Source organism: Cyclobacterium sediminis, from assembly GCF_054781075.1.
The window spans coordinates 103,409-119,699 of sequence record NZ_BAAGVC010000042.1 but is presented as its reverse complement, the minus strand read 5'-3'; the positions used below and the strand labels follow the sequence as shown (position 1 = coordinate 119,699).

General features: G+C 36.5%; 16 protein-coding genes. 6 read left to right on the top strand and 10 right to left on the bottom strand.

Annotated features, from left to right (window positions below):
- The first annotated feature begins 164 nt into the window (after window positions 1–164).
- Window positions 165–1,112 (top strand): metallophosphoesterase, encoded by a 948-nt coding sequence (locus tag ACYVHJ_RS20465; protein WP_460518640.1) that lies wholly within the window; start codon window positions 165–167, stop codon window positions 1,110–1,112.
- 138 nt (window positions 1,113–1,250) lie between these two features.
- Window positions 1,251–3,152, top strand: a complete 1,902-nt coding sequence (locus tag ACYVHJ_RS20460; RefSeq protein WP_460518637.1) for a family 20 glycosylhydrolase — start codon at window positions 1,251–1,253, stop codon at window positions 3,150–3,152.
- Window positions 3,153–3,295: 143 nt separating this feature from the next.
- Here the strand turns inward: ACYVHJ_RS20460 and ACYVHJ_RS20455 are convergent, their stop codons facing one another.
- From ACYVHJ_RS20455 to ACYVHJ_RS20445, 3 genes are all read right to left on the bottom strand, one after another.
- Window positions 3,296–3,856, bottom strand: coding sequence for a CPBP family intramembrane glutamic endopeptidase (locus ACYVHJ_RS20455; RefSeq protein ID WP_339903233.1), 561 nt, complete (start codon window positions 3,854–3,856; stop codon window positions 3,296–3,298).
- Between the two features lie 161 nt (window positions 3,857–4,017).
- A complete protein-coding gene (locus tag ACYVHJ_RS20450) occupies window positions 4,018–4,455 on the bottom strand; it encodes an OsmC family protein (RefSeq protein WP_460518633.1) in 438 nt (145 codons plus the stop codon).
- A gap of 212 nt (window positions 4,456–4,667) precedes the next feature.
- Window positions 4,668–6,542, bottom strand: coding sequence for a DUF389 domain-containing protein (locus tag ACYVHJ_RS20445; protein ID WP_460518630.1), 1,875 nt, complete (start codon window positions 6,540–6,542; stop codon window positions 4,668–4,670).
- 467 nt (window positions 6,543–7,009) lie between these two features.
- On the opposite strand from ACYVHJ_RS20445, the gene dnaA reads away from it, so the two are divergent.
- Window positions 7,010–8,434, top strand: a complete 1,425-nt coding sequence (gene dnaA, locus ACYVHJ_RS20440) for a chromosomal replication initiator protein DnaA (RefSeq protein ID WP_339903552.1) — start codon at window positions 7,010–7,012, stop codon at window positions 8,432–8,434.
- Between the two features lie 42 nt (window positions 8,435–8,476).
- Here the strand turns inward: dnaA and ACYVHJ_RS20435 are convergent, their stop codons facing one another.
- A complete protein-coding gene (locus ACYVHJ_RS20435; RefSeq protein WP_460518625.1) occupies window positions 8,477–8,884 on the bottom strand; it encodes a hypothetical protein in 408 nt (135 codons plus the stop codon).
- A gap of 49 nt (window positions 8,885–8,933) precedes the next feature.
- Here ACYVHJ_RS20435 and ACYVHJ_RS20430 point away from each other — a divergent pair, with 49 nt between their 5' ends.
- Genes ACYVHJ_RS20430 through ACYVHJ_RS20420 form a run of 3 tightly spaced genes read left to right on the top strand, consistent with a single transcriptional unit; the run spans window position 8,934 to window position 10,588 of the window.
- Window positions 8,934–9,470 (top strand): CopD family protein, encoded by a 537-nt coding sequence (locus ACYVHJ_RS20430; protein WP_339903554.1) that lies wholly within the window; start codon window positions 8,934–8,936, stop codon window positions 9,468–9,470.
- A 31-nt stretch (window positions 9,471–9,501) separates the two neighbouring features.
- A complete protein-coding gene (locus tag ACYVHJ_RS20425) occupies window positions 9,502–10,167 on the top strand; it encodes an SCO family protein (RefSeq protein WP_339903555.1) in 666 nt (221 codons plus the stop codon).
- A complete protein-coding gene (locus tag ACYVHJ_RS20420; protein WP_460518620.1) occupies window positions 10,148–10,588 on the top strand; it encodes a c-type cytochrome in 441 nt (146 codons plus the stop codon). Before ACYVHJ_RS20425 ends, ACYVHJ_RS20420 begins: the two co-directional genes overlap by 20 nt.
- On the opposite strand, the gene ACYVHJ_RS20415 is transcribed toward ACYVHJ_RS20420, so the two are convergent.
- The 6 genes from ACYVHJ_RS20415 to ACYVHJ_RS20390 all read right to left on the bottom strand — a co-directional run bounded on the left by ACYVHJ_RS20415 (window position 10,589) and on the right by ACYVHJ_RS20390 (window position 15,946).
- Window positions 10,589–11,005, bottom strand: a complete 417-nt coding sequence (locus ACYVHJ_RS20415) for a hypothetical protein (protein ID WP_339903557.1) — start codon at window positions 11,003–11,005, stop codon at window positions 10,589–10,591. It abuts the gene before it with no gap.
- A 147-nt stretch (window positions 11,006–11,152) separates the two neighbouring features.
- Window positions 11,153–11,578 (bottom strand): hypothetical protein, encoded by a 426-nt coding sequence (locus ACYVHJ_RS20410; protein ID WP_339903558.1) that lies wholly within the window; start codon window positions 11,576–11,578, stop codon window positions 11,153–11,155.
- A gap of 10 nt (window positions 11,579–11,588) precedes the next feature.
- The gene (locus tag ACYVHJ_RS20405) at window positions 11,589–12,809 is read right to left on the bottom strand and encodes an ABC transporter permease (RefSeq protein WP_460518617.1); all 1,221 of its coding nucleotides are present in this window, start codon (window positions 12,807–12,809) and stop codon (window positions 11,589–11,591) included.
- Window positions 12,806–13,444 (bottom strand): ABC transporter ATP-binding protein, encoded by a 639-nt coding sequence (locus tag ACYVHJ_RS20400; protein WP_460518615.1) that lies wholly within the window; start codon window positions 13,442–13,444, stop codon window positions 12,806–12,808. The genes ACYVHJ_RS20405 and ACYVHJ_RS20400 overlap by 4 nt, the downstream gene beginning before the upstream one ends.
- A 6-nt stretch (window positions 13,445–13,450) precedes the next feature.
- On the bottom strand, window positions 13,451–14,629 hold the full coding sequence (locus ACYVHJ_RS20395) for a hybrid sensor histidine kinase/response regulator (RefSeq protein WP_460518612.1): 1,179 nt from the start codon (window positions 14,627–14,629) through the stop codon (window positions 13,451–13,453).
- A gap of 42 nt (window positions 14,630–14,671) precedes the next feature.
- Window positions 14,672–15,946: a sensor histidine kinase gene (locus ACYVHJ_RS20390; protein WP_460518609.1), complete on the bottom strand. Its 1,275-nt coding sequence runs from the start codon at window positions 15,944–15,946 to the stop codon at window positions 14,672–14,674.
- Window positions 15,947–16,291 lie beyond the last annotated feature (345 nt).

Genomic DNA, 16,291 nt, shown 5'->3' with positions numbered 1-16,291 from the left:
TTTATTTGCCCAGGTAGACGTTTTTGATAGAAAAACAGTATATCAATATAAGAAGTAATTATAATTTTTACCGATAATCATGAATAAGCATTGCTTCAACAAAATAACTTAACCTTCCAATGCTACCTTAGCTCAATATACATTTATATAATTATCTTTCTACCATGAAAACAAATGGCCTTTTTCTCTTTTTATTATTATCATCTACCTTATTAGATTCATGCAACCATGAGAACAGTGATTCTTTTCGATTCATGGCTATCGGAGACCTGCCCTACCACATTCCTGAAGATTTTGTGAGGTTTGAACGCATGATCAAACAAATAAATGATGCAGATCCTGCTTTCACCTTACATGTAGGAGACATAAAATCCGGAAGCATTCCTTGTTCAGATGAATATTATGAAAAAATAAAAAACTATTTTGACACTTTTGATAAGGCTTTAATCTACACCCCGGGAGATAACGAGTGGACAGATTGCGATAGAGAGGCATGTGGGAGTTATGATCCTGAAGAAAGGTTAGACAAATTAAGACAATTGTTTTTTTCTGACAGTATTAGTCAAGGAAAGCAGCCTTTAACACTGGACAGACAGAACAGGGCGGCAGGATTTGAAAAATTCCCAGAAAACTCAACTTGGGAAAAATCAGGTGTAACCTTCGGTACTTTACATGTAATTGGTTCCAATAATAATTTTGATACCGGGGCTGAAGCCCTAAATGATGAATTTTATGAAAGAGAGCTGGCGAATAATTTTTGGCTAAAATCACTGTTCGATGCAGCTAAAGAAAACAATAGTAAAGGCTTGGTGCTAGTATTGCATGCAGGGTTAAATTACAACAATAAAGACGAGAAAAATGGACATGCTAGTTTTGTTACTTTACTAAGACAACAAGTGCAGGCATTTGACAAGCCGGTGTTGCTACTATATGGTGACCAGCACCGCTTTTTGGTATCCAAACCTTTGAGAGACAATAAAGGAAAAACCATGACTAATTTCACGGCAGTTCAGGTATTTGGTGACCATGACATTCACTCCGTAGAAATCAAGGTGAATCCTGAAAATTCTAACCTTTTTGAAATAAATCCTTTCTATATTAAAGGCAATTAAAATGTTTGGAACCCCGCCCAATCCTGGTTTAATACGACCGATAACGTAATATTTTATAAAATCAGATTAAGGTTAAGTAATTTTTTTGATAAACTTCTTTATATTTATCTAAAATAAAAGTTTATCAAAAAAATCATCATGAATAAAGTCCTAACTTTAGCCTGCCTTTTATTCTTTTTGAATGCAGCTAACCTTAAAGCCCAAAACCTAAATATCATCCCATTACCCGAGTCCATTGAAATGGGCGAAGGAAATTTGGTGTTAAAAAAAGGAACTGTAATTGCAGCCAAAACAGGAAACAGTAGAAAGTCGGCTGCCATCTTCAATGAGATGTTGGAAGCCAAAACTGGCTTTAATCTCCCCATACAAATTGCTCCTCAAAAAAGTGATGCCTCAATCGTCTTAGAGGAAATCCAAGACGCACAAAATGAAGAAGGTTACACTTTAAATATTGACGCAAACAGAGTACATATCAAAGGATCTTCAAAGGGTATTTTCTATGGATTGCAATCCTTGTATCAGCTGGTTGAAATTAATGAAGGACAAGCAGTTGTCCCTCAATTAAATATAAAAGACGCTCCAGCTTTTGGCTACAGAGGGATAATGCTTGATGTATCACGACACTTTATTGGTGCTGATCAGGTTAAAAAAATACTTGATTTAATGGCCCAATTGAAATTGAACACCTTACACTGGCACTTAACAGACGATCAAGGATGGCGATTGGAGATAAAAAAATACCCGAAACTTACCCAAGAAAGTGCCTGGAGAGACTCAACCATCATTGGTCAGTACTATGATTTCAAGCCATTTGTATACGATGGAAAACCTCATGGAGGGTATTATACCCAAGAAGAAGCCAAGGAAATAGTTAAATATGCCGCAGATAGAAAAATCACAGTAATTCCGGAAATTGAACTTCCCGGTCACAGTTCAGCAGTATTGGCTGCTTACCCTGAACTAGGCAGCTTTGATTCTTTTCAAGGAATTGGAACAGGCACCATTGCCGCTGTCAATGAAAATGGAAAAGAATACGATAACGATATCAATCAAGAAGTTCCCGGCTATTGGGGAGTGCATTATAACATCTATGGGCCAACGCCAAAAGCTTTTGCTTTTTTAGAAGATGTACTTACGGAAGTTATGGAAATTTTCCCAAGCGAATACATTCATATTGGTGGAGATGAAGTCCCTAAAGACCATTGGAAAACTTCAGAGATCGCACAAAAGGTTATCGAAAAAGAAAAACTAGCAGATGAACATGAATTGCAAAGTCATTTCATTCAGCAAATTGAAATGTTTCTCAACAAAAACAACAGGAAACTCATAGGATGGGATGAAATACTAGAAGGTGGATTAGCTCCAAACGCCACGGTAATGAGTTGGCGAGGTGAAAAGGGAGGGATTCAGGCTGCTAAAATGGGTCATGATGTAATCATGACACCCAATAGCCATATGTACTTTGACCACTACCAAGGAGAGGACAAAACTACAGAACCTTTGGCTATAGGAGGTTTTCTTCCCTTAGAAAAGGTTTACAGCTACTCTCCTATTCCCAGTGAATTAAATGAAGAGGAATCCCATCATGTATTGGGCGTTCAAGCCAATTTATGGACAGAATATATCCCTACCTATAATAAACTGGAATATTTCCTATTTCCAAGGGCTTTTGCCTTGGCTGAAGTGGCTTGGAAAAAGAAAGAAAACAAAGATTATCACTCCTTTAGTCTTGAAAGATTACCTGAAAGGTTACGTCAACTGGAAGAAGACCATGTGTTTTTCAGAATTCCGGAGGCCAATGTAGAATTGAGTAAAGATGAAATAAGTGGAAGATACTTGGTTGAAATTCATCCATTAGTGGCCAATGCTACCATCTACTATACTTTTGATGGACACAAAGCTGACCAAACGGCTTTACTATACACAGGGCCGGTATTGGCACCAATTGTGGGAGAGGAGCAAGACCCAATAACCCTCCGTTATGTTACCATCAGCCCGGCCGGTAGAAGTAGTAATGAATTCAGTGTGACTCTTGAGTAAATCGAATCGGTTTGATTAAACAACCGATATTCCACCTACCAAGGTCCAAAGATATCATTAGCACGTACAATTAAAATTGTACGTGCTTTTTTTATGAAAGCCAAGGTATTTAAGCTAGTGAATCAACCTTTATTCGATTTTGCTTATGCACTTTTTAAGGCTCTTTTTTCAATCAACTGAAATAGCAAAATAGCATCAAAAATAGTATGGGCTATAATGGCCGACAAAATCCCAGCCGTTTGGTATAAATACCCTAAAGCTGCTATAAAGCCAATCATTACAACTCCATAGATGCTAATCTTCCAGTTCAAAGGATTTAAGTAACCATGAATAAGGACAAAAAGGACTGAGGTGATCCACAATCCCAAAAATGGCTGTAGCCCTGCCCTGAATAGCAATTCCTCTCCAACGCCCGCGCAAACGGAAATAAAGACAATCCCTAACTCGGTCCATGACCACTTATTGAGTAGGCTATGGTATTTTTTCTTTTCATCTTTAAAAAATGAGGCATTGATCAAAATAATGGCTACACCTGCTCCAATCACACCGGTCAAAGTTCCTACCAAAAGCTGTTGCCCTAAAGCCCATTGTCCCATCAATAATTCAAGCAATGTTATCGGTTGAAAAAAATAAACCAATGCAAGTCCTATAAAACCAAAACCTAAGAGAGTAACCCAACCCAGAATTAGCAATCTTTTACTCATATTTTAAATGCGTTATTTTTCTCTGCTAAATCACTTATATTGTTAAATATTATTCTTCTTTGGCAAAAAAAGAAAAAGTACCAAAATCCATTTTGGTACTTTTTATCCATTGAGGCAAATTCCTCATTTATTTAAACTATTTGCCTGAACATAATTAAAACCTATTCATTAAAAGTAATATTCAATGAAATAGGAATTGAGCTTAATGCTTTGCTAATTGGGCAACCTTCCTTTGCCGCGTTAGCCAATTCAACAAACTGTTCTTCTTTCATTCCGGGAACTTTCCCAGTCAGGTTCAAAACTATTCCGGTAATGGCAAATCCTGCATCTCCTTTTTCTATACTTACTGTGGCTGTAGTATCTAGTTCTTCTGCCTCCATATCTTTTCCGGCAATCTGAAAGCTAAGGGCCATATTAAAACACCCAGCATGAGCGGCAGCAATCATTTCTTCGGGATTAGTACCCTTAGAGCCATCTTCGTTTTCAAATCTGGTTTTAAAGCTATAGGGTGATTTATCAAAAAAACCGCTTGGAGAAGACAAAGTTCCACTTCCTTCCATTCCGGTACCTTTCCATATTGCTGTTGCTTTTCTTTTCATTTTCTTAATGTTTTTGATTGGTTTAAAGTTTGTCAATTGAATACTCAATGTATCAAATTTCTGTCATAAAAACTAAAATATTTAGCTTTAGCACCTCGCATCATTAACTAGCAGGATTTTGGCAATTTTAATCAAACACTGTAGGTAGGCTGATAGAAACAAGAAAAACTTATTGGAACACCTAAACTCTTCTCAGAATGAATTGCACCCAATCAATAAACTTTCAAGGCTACTGTCACTTCAAGTTCTACTTCTTCCCCAATAAGGGTTTCAATTTCTGATTTTATTAATTCAAGTTTTTCCTTATCAGGAGAAGTTTCTCCCACAATTTTTACAGTTAATTTTAGTGGTTTAAAACTGCGGACAGAAATATCTCTTAAAATCACTCCATTGATTTCATATCCGTTCAACTTAGATATCACATTGTTTTCTTTTACCATATCCATGAAACCAAAAAATAAAGGAAAACTTATAAGACCAACGACCACAAGAGAATAAACGATTCCTCTTCTCCCCAAACGGAAAGGACTAAAACCCAAAAGTAAAAAAGTCATAGCAGCTGCCAGCACCATCCCAGATAAGTTGGTTAGAAATAGGAGAAAAGCCCCTTGAAATATATCCCAATTAGTCCAACCAAAGCCTATTCCAGACACCGCCAAAGGTGGCACTAAAGCCACTGCAATGGCCACCCCGGCAAGCGTCTTCGCGATTTCGGATTTTGCACTGGCATACGCCCCGGCAATCCCTGAACCTACAGCTACACCCAAATCCAACAGATTAGGTCTAATTCTCGCTAAAATTTCATCGTTGGCAATGTTCAATGGAGTAAGCCAAGTAATTAAAATGGCACAAAGATATCCTATGAGCACTCCCCATCCGATGGTTTTTACGCTATTGACAATAAGAAGGCGTTCTTGTCTCAACACCCCCATAGAAAGTGATATGATGGGCGCCATAAGCGGAGCCAATATCATGGCACCAATGATTACAGGGGAAGAGTTTCCAAAAAGACCTAATGTTGCGATAAATGTTGCCAAAAACATCAACACAAGGTAAACGCCTGACACCATTGAACTTGACCTTAAATTAGAAAAAAGATCCTTAAACTCCTCCGTGGTAGCATGGTTAATTAAAGGAAGTTTTCTTTGCAACAATTCATTTTTCGCATCTCCCCTGGGCAAAGCTTTAATTTTATAAACATCATCTCCCCCACCATTTGGCTCCAATTTGAGTTTTTGGCCCGGGACCATATTCAATGCTCCTTTGCGGATTAAAACTTCTAAGGTATCAGAAGAAAGCAGCATGCCATCTTGGGAATAATTAATGGGTTTATCAGCTTTTATAGTTAGAGAAGATGTTTTAATATGCGCAGCAAATGGTGGTAAATTATAGTTTCGTTTGGTTCTGAACAAGCTACTTAGGCCAAACCACAACAGACCGCTAATACTTTTTGGAGCCAATATCAAAGCATGCAACTTCCCATCATTTATTAAGGAGTTTTCCAATATTCTTTTACTTAGAATACTGCTCTGTGCATGGTGAACAATGATTAACCCAATGGCTGCCGTATTGATTTCGTCCTGATTTTCTGCTTTAATAGTGAAGCTATTCAGTCTGGTATTCCAAAACAATTTTAAGAAATACCTTAACTTATTCCAAAATCTTTGCCATGCATATTGTGCAACGGAACCACTCATTAAACTTAGTGATTCTCCGATAAGTATAGTATTAAAAACTGGGATTCCATTGGCTTCTAAAACATCCACTTTAATCACCTTTTTCTCCTTTAAGATATGCTCGATATTTTCTTCAAGATCCGATTTAATCCCATAGCTTTTTTTCCCATGAATCATTTCCGGATGGGGCAATAATCCTAATTCTAAAAATTGACCTGCGGCTAAATCAAGGAGCGCTTTAAGTTGCTCATCTGAAAGATAGGTGATAATTTGAACACCTTCTTTTATTTCAAGTTTAATATCCCTAGTAAAAGGAATAGTGGAGGAAAGTTGCTTGCCAAATTTTGTTACAATTTGTTTTTGCACAAAATCTTCTTCCTTACTATCATATAAAAGTATCCTCCTTTTCATTTATCCTTACTTATCATAAAACTATACTACAAATAACAAATCGGCAAACCATGGATTGAACAAACATTAATAGCCTTTTACTACATTATTTTGGAACTTTCAATGTACCGAATATGATGCATTAATCAACACTTATCCATATTCAAATTTTGACTAAATCGCAAATGCAAAAAAGTAAAAAGCAGATTTTGTTAATGCATGGACTCCTCCAACTTGATTAGATTGTGAACAGGAATTGGCCAACATTTTATTTACTATAAAAGTAATTATAGCTATTGTAAAACAATGAAAAGATTTCAATTTTCAAATAATAGTAAAATTAAAAGATGCCAGATAAGACAATTTACCCACAAAGTAAAAAAATCAAGTAAAAACCCATTTTTTATTTAAGATATTTTTCCACAATTTTGTTTCCCCCTAAAAAAGGAGTATTCACAATTTTTCAACTTTCGGTTAAAATAAATTCAATGAATTCAGAGGCTAATGCTATATGGACTGAATGTTTGCGGGTAGTCGAAAAGCACGTCAATGAACAAAGTTTTTCTACTTGGTTTAAGCCAATTATTCCTGCGAGAATCGATGGTTCTGTGCTCACCATACAGGTACCCAGTCAATTTTTCTACGAATGGTTGGAAGACAACTATGTGGAAGTATTGAAATTAGCCATTAAAACCATTTTAGGAGCCAATGGGAAGTTAGAATACGCTGTAGTAGTAGATAAGGGCAATTCGCAAAACCAACCTTATATGGTTAGTTACCCCCAAGGGGTAAATAGTCCTGCTGCTGCCAAGAAAAAAGAAAATCTTGCCTCAGCACACAGTCCTTTTGACTTGTCCAGTCTGGATGAACAAACCACTCTTCAATCAAACCTTAGCGCCAATTATACTTTTACCTCTTTTATTGAAGGAGATTGTAACCGATTGGCAAGATCAGCCGGCTTTGCTGTGGCCAACAAACCGGGAATCACCTCTTTTAATCCTTTGATGGTTTATGGTGGTGTTGGGTTAGGGAAAACCCATTTGGTGCAGGCCATAGGCAATGAAATTAAAAATGGTCCGGAAGACAAATTTGTGTTGTACGTTTCCTCTGAGAAATTTGTCAACCAATTTATGGATGGTATTAAAGACGGTAATATAAAGTCTTTCACTAATTTTTACATGCAAGTGGATGTATTAATCATTGATGACATTCAATTTTTGGCCGGTAAAGGAAGAACGCAAGAAATGTTTTTCCATATTTTTAATCACCTTCACCAAAATAAAAAACAAATCATCATGACATCGGATTGCGCACCGAAGGATTTGATGGGCTTGGAAGATCGATTGCTGTCTCGTTTCAAATGGGGACTGACAGCTGATTTGCAAATGCCGGACTTTGAAACCAGAATTGCAATTATAAGGAAGAAAATGCAATCTGAAGGAATTAACATACCTGATAATGTGATTGAATACCTCGCTTATACAGTAGACACAAATGTAAGGGAACTGGAAGGGGTAATGATATCTTTGATAGCACATGCCTCCTTAAGCAGGGTAGAAATCAGCCTTGAATTGGCCAAAACGATCATGAAAAACATCGTTAAGGACATTGAAACTGAAGTTAGCATAGAATTTATCCAGCAATCTTGTGCGGATTATTACGGCATAAAAGTGGAAGACCTCAAAGCAAAGACTAGGAAAAAGGAAATTGTCATTGCCAGACAAGTGGCCATGTATTTTAGCAAAGAATTTACCAATCACTCCTTAAAATCCATTGGATACCATTTTGGTGGAAGAGATCATAGTACGGTGATTCATGCAGTACAGGCCATCAATGACCTGATGGAAACGGATCCTTCCTTTAGAAATGCTATCCAAGAGCAAAAAAAGCAGTTTAAGATTAGGTCTTACTAAGAAGCTTACCTCTACAAGCTGATATAAAAATCAAATTAAACCTTACTTATCACTCAAAAGATATTTTGTAAAACTGGTTCCACCCATAGCTGATTTTTCATAAACAGCCAAACAAGCGTCCTGAAAACGCTCAGCAAAATAAGGTGCCTTAGGAGACAGTTGTAAGCCTTCGATGGCTTTATCAAAAAAGAATACTTTTGTATTCCCGTATTTTGTATGGGGCATAAAATCTCCATAAGCTCGCATGTCATCCCATAACTCAGCCTTTGTATAAACGGCAAAAATTCGAACTACCGGACCTGTATTGTTTTCATTCCTATATACTGCTATTTCAGTATACTCGCCTTCAAGGTCATTTACCCCCGGTTGGCTCAAACTCTGGTATACAATCACCATAAGGAGAACACCGACCAATGCGGCAAGTAAATAAATAATATTTTTTGTTTTCATTTGTCCTAATAACGAGCTTAAACCATTAATTTAGCCAAAAATAGGAAGAATGGCATTCGAATACATCAAAGCTTTACATATTATTTTCATCGTTACCTGGTTTGCAGGCTTATTTTATATCGTAAGGTTATTTATTTATCAAACAGAGGCTTTGGATCGGCCGGAAGCAGAAAAAAAAATCTTGAAACCTCAATTGGATTTGATGGCCAGCCGTTTGTGGTACATTATCACCTGGCCGTCTGCGGTGCTAACCCTTATTTTTGGAACTTGGGTATTGCTTCACCGTCCTTCTTACCTATCCATGCCATTTATGCATGCCAAACTTACCTTTGTCGTTTTGTTATACCTCTACCATTTTCGATGCCATTATATTTTTAAATCCCTTCAAAATGGAAAGCGAATTTGGAACAGTTCAAAACTTCGATTGTGGAATGAAATAGCCACATTATTACTTTTTGCTATCGTCTTTTTAATTGTCCTTAAAAGCCTAATTAACATGATCTGGGGTATTGTCGGACTGTTTGTATTAGGTCTGAGTTTGATGCTGGCTACTAAATGGTACAAAAGATTCCGCAATCGGAACTAATCAATTCTTTACTGTGTCATATAAAATAAAAATGCTTCGATCCCATTATTTAAGTTTTACAATTTTAGGAGTTTTGGCTTTAAATGCTTGCCAGACGAACAATAATACCAATACCTTACCTATTCTGGGCAATCGACATGTAGAAGAAGTAATTGTCGATGGAAAAACCACCACAGACACTGTTTATCACCAAATAGCGGAATTTAGCTTCACCAATCAAGATGGGGAGGAAATTACCAATGAAGATGTAAGAGGAAAAGTTTATGTGGCCGATTTCTTTTTCACAAGCTGTCCAACCATTTGTCCCATTATGAAAAAGCAAATGTTGAGGGTTTTCGAAGCTTATAAAGACAATCCCGACTTTATGATATTAAGCCATACCATCGACCCTGAATACGATACAGTAGCCCTTCTGAAAGACTATTCCCTTCGGCTAGGTATAGAAGATGCAAGTACATGGAATTTTCTGACTGGAGAACAAGAAAAGATATTTGAAATTGGACAAACAAGCTACCTTACCACGGCCATGGATGACAAAAATGAACCGGGGGGATTTTTGCATTCAGGTGCATTTGTCTTGATTGATAGAGCAGGGAGAATCAGAGGAATTTATGATGGCACCAAAGAAACGCAAGTAAATGTTCTCATCAAGGATTTACCCAAACTTCTCAACAACAATGAAAACAGCAATAAGTAGTTTATTATTTTTATTAATCATTGCTTGCAAAGGAGGAGATGACAATCAAAATAAAGGCATAAGTAATATCAAAGATCTCAAGACAAGGCAATATGCCATTCAGGGACAGCAACTTTATTTACAATATTGCAGCAATTGTCACCAAGAGGATGGAACCGGATTAAAAAGGCTTATCCCCCCACTCAAAAATTCAGATTATATGCTCGATGATGTGAACCGAAGCTTATATATCATTAAAAACGGCTTAAAAGGTAGCATAACAGTAAACAATGTGGAGTATAATCAACCCATGCCTGAAAACAGTAAACTCAGCCCAATAGAGGTCGCACAAATTGCCACCTATATCTACAATGTTTGGGGAAATGAATATGGATTAATTACTCCCGAAAAAGTAAAAGAAGCACTCAGTACTGCACCCTAATTACAATAATGCTTCACTTTTTTTAAGGGCTTGCAGGATGTCTTTTTTCACATTACCAACTTTTTCTAATTGCTCTTCAAGGTATGATTTGGCCTGTTCCTCAGACATTTCTTCCAAATCAATATCAAATTGACGCATCCAAACAAACATTTCATCGTAGGCATGCTCGCATTCTGCTGCCACCGCCTTTAATTCAGTTGCTTTTTCTGTATCCGCTGCATCTTCAGATTGCTCAAGGTTTTCAGCCATTTCATTTAATTCCTTTTGAGAAGCCTTCAATTCTCCAATCTTAGGCATCACCTCATCATGAACCTGAATAACCTTTTCTTTCAATAATTCATTTTGACTTTTCTTAGGACTACAAGAATAAACAGAAATACAAAGTAAAATCAACAATACAAAAGGTGCTTTTCTCATGGCTTGTATAGAAGTAAATTGAGCATTCAGTCATTAAACGTGTTCAAAGGTTATTAAAAAAATGATGTAAAAAAAGTGAGTATTATAAATTTTAATTAAAACCTCATAAACCAGTCCTACCTAATCTATTCAGGGTTGATGAGAAACCTATAAACCAATAACTTTCGCATTTTCCAAAATATACATTAGTTTTTCGGGATCATCGGCATTCAAGACCAACTCCCCAACCACTTTCACTTTATTGGAAGTATACTTCACCGGTTCTACTAGCATAACCTCCATTACAGTTTCAGGCCCTCCGGATCCGCAAAAAAAACATTCCGCCAAGGGAAGGGCTGACAAAATTATATGTTTTGGTTTAAACATGCCTTCAAATGGGATAATATAACCGTGGGCAGTGATTTCTTTGCCTTCCAATGCCATGGTCTTTTCCCCAAATACCGGAACGAACAATTCTCCAAATTCATCCTCATCTACCTCATAACTTACCTTTGATAAGTGTTTCCAAACATTATCCTGTTGCCCAAAAGCAGAAAAGGAAAGCAACCCTATCATAAAAACTAAGTACTTCATATTGTTTATTTTACTTGCTTAGTTGACCTGCAATATCTCCTTTGTAAGCATTCCATGCAGGAATAATTGAAGCCCCAATACCGACAATCAAGGCGTAAACTATAATCCACCATTCTTTATCGACAAACATAATGGCATTGAAGCCCGATACCAGGCCTTCTTCGTAGGTTATAACTATAAAAAACAGGAAAAAGTGTCCTAGCACTAAGCCTCCAATGGCTCCTAGCAAAGTTAGGATCACTCCTTCTAAAAGAATTAGAAGAAATAATTGACTTTTGGCTGCCCCAATGGCACGCATAACGGCCAAATCATATTTTCTTTCCTTAAGGGAATTGTACAATGCAATAAAAATACCTAGGCCTGCAATGATAATAATTAGCAGTGCCATACCTTTGATTACCGTTACACCGATTCCCAGCAGTTCAAAAAGCCTGGTTATTTCAAAGGTAGGAGATGCTGCCTGTAAGGAGGTCCTGCTATTAATCATTCTGGGAAGCTGAATAGCAGCCATTGGATTTCTGTAGGCGATCAATACTGTGGTCAACTCCCTGTCTTGGTCGGCTTCAGGAAAACCTGTACCATTTACTTCTTGATCTAATTTTTCCGAAGCAATTTCATCATCATGAGCATACCAAACGGACTCTACACTTGTTACAATTAGTTGATCCAACACATTATTGGCAGGAGATAAAATTCCAACAACCTTAAAAGAATGCTGATCATGCTGATGACTAGCCGCCTCAATACCATGGGCACCTATAAATGTATCGCCCAGCTGAAAATCCTTTGCTTTCGCCACCGTACTGCCCAAAACCACCTCAAAAGGTTTGTCCCACACGCTTCCGGCTGCAAACTCTGCTTGGTACAAATTCAAGTAGTCGTGGTTTGACCCTACTATTCTAAATCCTTCATAATTGTCTCCAAGGGCCATGGGTATGGCATTTTTAATCAATCTATTTCTGGAAACTTTTTGGGCTTCTTTCAAAGGAATATTTCCGGTAGGGAAATCCACATGGTATACGGAGGAAAGCACCAGTTGTAATGGACTACCTTTGGCTCCGATAACCATATCAATACCTGCGGCATCTCTATTCATTTTGTTCTCAAACTGTTCTTCAACCAATAGCAAAACAGTTATAATAGATAAACCTAGCGCTAGGAGCAAGACATTTAATCCGGTGTTTAAAGGCCTATCAACAAGGTATTTCCAACTTAACCTAAAAATATTCATTGATCGGAGGAATTTAAGGTAATGCTTTGTACAACCTTGTCTTTAATGCGATGATCATGCGTGACAATTATCAGGGCAGCCCCAAGTTTTTTAGCTTGCCCTTTAAGTAATTCAACTACCAACCTGGCATTTTCATCATCCAAACTGGCTGTAGGCTCATCTGCTAGGATGATTTTTGGTCCATTAATCAATGCCCTGGCAATGGAGACCCTTTGAGCCTCCCCTTCGCTTAATGTATGTATGCGGGCAGATTGCTTGTTTTGTAAACCAAGTTGATCTAGGTAGTATTGAACCTTATTTGCAGAAAGATTATTTGAAAAAAAATAAGGGAGGCCAACATTTTCTGCAACTGTCAGAGGCTTTAAGAGGTGAGGTTTTTGAAAAACAATGCCTATATTTCTCCCCCTGAATTTATCTAATTCATCTTCTTTTAATTGGTACAAGGAAGTACCATCTATAATTACCTCACCTTTTTTTGGGGCCAATAAGCCACCTAAAATATTTAATAAGGTTGTCTTCCCTGAGCCGGATTTCCCTAAAATCAACAACTCCTCCCCTAATTTCAATTCAATTTCAGGAATTTCAATTTTCGGCTGATTTTCATAAGAAAACTGCAGGTCTTTGACAATAATCATTAATGGTTATTTTTTTGCAGGAATCTCTAAAAAGAACTCAGTTCCTTTATTTACTTTGCTCTTAAAATCAATTTTACCTCCAATAACTTCAATACACTTTTTCACAATAGAGAGACCAAGCCCAGACCCCTCCCTTAAGCCTACATTTTTTGCTCTAAAGAAACGATCAAAAAGTTGAGATTGTTCTGCTTCGTTGATTCCAATTCCCTCATCTTTAATTTGTAAGAACAGGGTGTTATTTTCATGTTTCACCTTAAAATATACATTACCTCCGTCCTTTGAATACTTGACAGCATTTGACAGTAGGTTTTCTAAAATCTGATACAGTAAATCCATATCAGAAGTTATCATTTTAGGTAGCTTTTCGAATTCTAAATTAATTTTTACATTATTATCTATTCCGGCCTTGACCATATCTACGACTTCATTGAGAAATGCGGAAGTATAGATCCTTACCGGCTTGTAATTCATCTTGTCTGCATCTGCTTTCCCAAAAAACAGGACGCTTGTCAATAAGCTGTTAAGATTTCTAACAGAGTTTTCAATTTTATTGGCATGCTTAACCAACTTTGCTTTAAAAGGATGATCCTTTTCGGCATAAAGTTTAAGTAATTGGGCAGAACTTAAAATGGATGTCAATGGGGTTTTAAAACCATGGGAAACATTTTGGACAATTCTAGATTTTAATTCACTGAGTTCCCTTTCTTTTTCTAATGCTTTTTGAAGTTCTTTATTGGCTTCATTTAGGTCTGCAGTACGTTTTTTAACCTTCTCTTCTAATTCATTATTTAAGCTTTGGAGCTCTTTTTCTTTTTTATCTTTAAAGATGGCCAACTCAATCACCATATTTAATTCTCTAATATTAAAGGGCTTGATCACATAAGCACTGGGATTGGTAACAGCCACTTTCTGGAGAGTTTCACTGTCTGAGCTCGCTGTAAGGTATACTACAGGGATATTATATTTTTCATTGATAATCTCCGTGGTTTTTATACCATCCAGTTTTCCTGACAGATTGATATCCATCATAACGATGTCTGCATGGTTCTTTTCCAGGATTTCTAAGGCAATCTCACCTGAATCAGCCATTCCAATGATTTGGTGGTGATTCTTTTCAAGTGCTTTTTTTAATAAAAGTGCCGAGACGGTATCGTCTTCGGTTATTAAAATCTTAAGAGAAAACATACTATAAAATTAATTAAAAATGTACCCCAAAATGGTTAATGATTAAACCGGTATTAAAATTTTTACTAATGTGCCATTGCCCTTCTCACTTTCCACTTCAATCTTACCATTGAGTTTTTCTACTAAATGCTTTGTAATGGCTAATCCCAATCCTGAACCTTCAAATTTACGGTTAAAACCTTTACTTTCTTGTTCGAATGGGTAAAACAATTTGTTCAAATAATCTTTGCTAATACCAATACCTTGATCATGAACTTTGATAATCATGTCTTTTTCAACTTTTTCTATAACAACCAATATCATGCCTTTTTCTGAATACTTGATGGCATTACCTACAATATTGTTAACAATAATTTGAAGGTATTTACGCTCTAAATTGGCATAAAATGGTTTTGTGAGAAATTTTGAAGTGACTAAGATACCTTTTTTTATTCCTATAGATTTATGATTAATCAATATTTTTGAAATAAAATCATTAACATTGGTTTTTTCTAACACAACCCCCAACTCTTCAGACTCTAGTGAGGACAAGTCTAAAAAGTTGGTAATGGTATGCAGCAATCGATCACCACTTTCCTTAATGATATTTAAATGTTCAATTAATTCCTTATCACCGGCCCTGGTTTGAATAATATACTCTGTACTTCCCAATATACCATTCAAAGGAGTTCTAATTTCATGACTCATATTGGAAATAATATTACTTTTTAGATGACTTATTTCCTCTGCCTTTCCTTTGGCTATCTTCAATCCCCTCTCATAGGCCTTCTTTTTAGACACATCGCGGAAAACATTTAAATACATCAATTTCCCCTCAAATTTCTCGTTCATCTTTGAAATGGAAACTTCTATCTCTTTACCTCCTGATTTTAAAGGTAACTCGAACTCCTTTTTAACTTTATCTTTGATACTCAGTTCACTTACAACTTCCCCCCTTAACCTTTCAAATGCTTTATTATCTTTAAACAGAAATTGCAATCCATTTTCTTTAAGTTGTGCTTCGCTAACTTCGGCTAGCGAACAGAAAGATGGGTTGGCTGCCAATACTGCACCTCCTTGGATAGAAAGAAGCAAGCCATCCTGTGAATTGTCCCAAACCACTTTAAACCGATCATCCTTTTCAGCAATTTCAAGATTCTTTTTGTGAAGTTTATTCTTTAAAACTCCTTTATCTTTCGTTTGCCAAACCAATACACACACACCATAGAAAATTGTAATCAAAATGGCTAACACTATAAAAAGTAACCAAAAATTATAATAAAAAGGAATTTCCAAAATCAATTGCCCTTCGTCCTGATGAGCTTGATTAATATTCAAAACCATTATGTTTAGACAATTAATATTATGAGCAGGCATTTTTTTTAAAAAAGCCCAAGCATACCGGGAGTCATCTATCGCTGTTGGAAATCGATTCATTACAAATTTAAAAATGTCTTACCTGTGCAAACGTTTGATTCTGAACGATTTAATTTACCATACATTCTTCTGTCATCTCCCCTCAGTAGTTCAAAATAAATCCAACACATACCTAACTCAACCAATTTTAGTCTGGTTTTTGACAAAGAAAAATGGGTCATAGCAGTTTTTAAATAATAAATGAGCTGTTTTTTTTGTAAACTTACTATTACATTGTGGACTAATAAAACTTTATTTAAAAAGCTA